The 3,035-nt window shown below is 33.9% G+C and carries 2 protein-coding genes and 1 pseudogene; all 3 read left to right on the forward strand.

The window, feature by feature from the left end:
• The first annotated feature begins 376 nt into the window (after positions 1–376).
• The 3 genes and pseudogenes from ACSU6B_RS28965 to ACSU6B_RS28975 all read left to right on the forward strand — a co-directional run bounded on the left by ACSU6B_RS28965 (position 377) and on the right by ACSU6B_RS28975 (position 2,893).
• Positions 377–613 (forward strand): hypothetical protein, encoded by a 237-nt coding sequence (locus ACSU6B_RS28965; protein WP_410889925.1) that lies wholly within the window; start codon positions 377–379, stop codon positions 611–613.
• A gap of 153 nt (positions 614–766) precedes the next feature.
• Positions 767–2,052 (forward strand): annotated as a pseudogene (locus ACSU6B_RS28970) (IS110 family transposase).
• 478 nt (positions 2,053–2,530) lie between these two features.
• The gene (locus ACSU6B_RS28975; RefSeq protein WP_410889926.1) at positions 2,531–2,893 is read left to right on the forward strand and encodes a CBO0543 family protein; all 363 of its coding nucleotides are present in this window, start codon (positions 2,531–2,533) and stop codon (positions 2,891–2,893) included.
• Positions 2,894–3,035: the final 142 nt, after the last annotated feature.

A 3,035-nucleotide genomic window follows, 5' to 3' on the forward strand; every position in this document is an offset into this window, starting at 1 on the left:
TTTCATAGAAATCCATTTTTTATTCACCTCAAACTCCAATGATTGTAAGCCTTTTCAATAATTATACCATTATTCGTATAATTATTGATGTTAAAGTTGTGTAAAAAATTAAAAACATTATGATTTGTTATTGTAAAATACGGAATGTTTGATAATCGACTTCACCCTAAAACCTAACAATCCACCTCCTTCAACTAAAGGGTGCTTATGTTAAAGATGGGATGGCTGCGGCGATCACATTTTCTTATTGTGCTAACGTGGCAGGCTAGTAGAATAAGGAAATACCTTCTTTACAGTTGAATTTATTGTGATAACCACTTTATAAGGAGAATTTTATGAAAAAAATGTTCAAGTAATTGACGGTGCGATTAACAGTATGTTTGAAATTTATGAAGTGGACATTGAACTTTTTGATATTCTTTTTCCGAATGGTAATTATATTGCATTTGTAAGTGATTTCCCAAACCTTGAGGGTACTGATTTCTATAAAAGATTTTACTCAAAAATGGTCGATAAGAAAAAAGTCAATGGAATTCACGGAACACTTCATCTTGAGGATATAGCTAAGGAAAGTTTTCCAAATAGAAGAGAAACAGACACTGGGATGTTTTAATGACATTCATAAACACTTTTTCAGCTAACGGACAGCATTCCTGTAATGAAGAAATATGAGGTTTGAACATAAAAAAGCCCCTTGGTATGATATGAGTTTCCAAAGCTTGCAGGCAAAAAGGACAACAATCACAAATACCAGGAGGCTATTTAAATGAATTATAACCAAAATGAAAAGATTGCTCAAATTACTTCTCAAACATTAATTATAGGTGTTGATATTGCTAAATACAAGCATGTGGCAAGAGCCCAAGACTTTAGAGGTTTAGAGTTTTCGGCACCCTTTTACTTCGAAAATACAAATTCTAGCTTTAACTGTTTCATAGAGTGGATTAAAAAGTTAATGGATCAAAACAAAATGCAAAAAGTAATCGTAGGAATGGAGCCGACAGGTCATTATTGGCTTAATCTCGCTCACTTCCTTAAGGAACAAAATATTAAGTTTGTTGTCGTAAATCCTATGCATGTGAAGAAAAGTAAAGAGTTAGATGATAATTCTCCAACTAAAAATGATGTAAAGGATGCTAGAGTTATCGCACAGTTGGTCAAAGATGGGAGATATGCTGAACCTAATATTCCACAAGGAGTATATGCGGAACTTCGTCTGGCTAGAAAAATACGTGATCTCCTATCTGTTGATCATCAAGCAGTTCAAGGGCAAATCCATAATTGGATAGACCGATACTTCCCAGAATTCCTAACCGTGTTTAAAAAATGGGAAGGTAAGGCTGCTTTAAATTATTAAAACTGAATTTATTGCCACATGAGATAGTAAATTTCTCTGAACAAGAAATACTAGTACATCTTCGAAAAGCTGTTAAACGTGCAGTGGGACTCAGTAAAATAAAAGAACTAAAAAAGGTTGCATTTGCTTCAATTGGCATTCGGGAAGGTTCTGATATGGCTAAGTTAGAGCTTCGCACGTTAATAGACAAATATGAACTAATAAATGAAAAGTTCGAAGAACTGGAATCTAACATAGATAAACTTCTTGATCAAATTCCTGGTGTTGAACAAATGTTGGCTATTAAGGGAATAGGGAAAGACACGGTTGCAGGCTTTTTTTCCGAGGTAGGAGACCTTAGTAACTATTCCCACCCAAGGCAGATTATCAAACTAGCTGGGCTTAGTCTTAATGAGAATACTTCTGGAAAGCACAAAGGTCAAACAAAAATTACAAAGAGAGGCAGGAAGACATTAAGAGCTCTCATCTTTCGAGTTGCAATGCCTTTGGTCGCTAAAAATACTGCATTTAAAGCATTACATGAGTATTTTACAAAGCGTCAAAATAATCCTTTGAAGAAGATGCAATCTCTAATTGCAATATGTAATAAGCTCATACGTATTCTGTTTACGATCGGTAAAAAGCAGTGTGAATTTAGTGAAGAACGCATGTTAAGGGACATTCCTCATATGTCTGATTTACAGGTAGCAGCTTAATTTATTTTTTTTAATTGAAATTATTTAGTAGGTTGATTGTTTTAAACATTCGAAGCACGGATTAGTCAGTAAAACAACTATCAGTCGCTTTTTCACTTTGTTCCCAAAATTATCCTTGAATACACCATTATTCCAATACTCAAATGAATATTAAAACAAACTACCACGTAATTTGGAGAGAATGCGAGAAATCGAGAGATTTTCCTTTCTATATAGAGGGAGGATAGTTGAACAAGGATGGGGAATACTGGGGTTATATTATTTTTTAAGGTGGATTTAAAATGACCCACTGATTAGAAAAGAAGAAATTATAAGTTCTGATAAGTTTTTTCAAAGAATTCATCAAGTCGAAGTGGATTATCTAAACTATTGGATTGAAAATACGTTATGGCGATGGGAATTTTGGCTTTCAGTAGCCTTATCAATCATTCCTTGGCTTGTATGGATAATACTGCGAAAGCGTGGAAGTGAAGCAAGATTGCTTTTAGCTGGAGGTTTTGGATTAAGTGTAGCTTCTTGGTTTGATTTTTTAGGACTTGTTTTTGGGCTCTGGCATTATTCTGGGAGAGTATTGCCTACCATTCCAACATTTTTACCTTGGGATTTTACTTTAATTCCTGTAACGCTTATGCTTTGGCTACAATTTAAGCCAACTCTAAATCCCTTATTTAAAGCTGTTATTTATTCCGCATTGACTTCTTTTATAGGTGAACCTTTATTTGAATGGATTGGATTTTATACTACTGTAAAATGGAGTGTTTTTTATTCCTTTCCAATTTACATTATTATCTATTTAATTGCTTATCGAATTAGTAATGCTAAATCATTTGATTCCTTGTAATAATTAAACAATTACTTCAATAGCTGTGATGGTGAATAATTGTACTTAAAGTAACGGGTGCTTATGTTAAAGATGGGATGGCTATGGCTATCAGTTTTCTTACTGTGTAGGGAGTCGGATAGCAGCGTAGTACCAATGAAGT

This window comes from Neobacillus sp. C211, assembly GCF_051842875.1.
GTDB lineage: Bacteria > Bacillota > Bacilli > Bacillales > Cytobacillaceae > Neobacillus.

Excerpts from the sequence above, each read along its gene's own strand:
- ACSU6B_RS28965 (WP_410889925.1), top strand. The coding sequence starts at position 377 with ATGTTTGAAATTTATGAAGTGGACATTGAACTTTTTGATATTCTTTTT.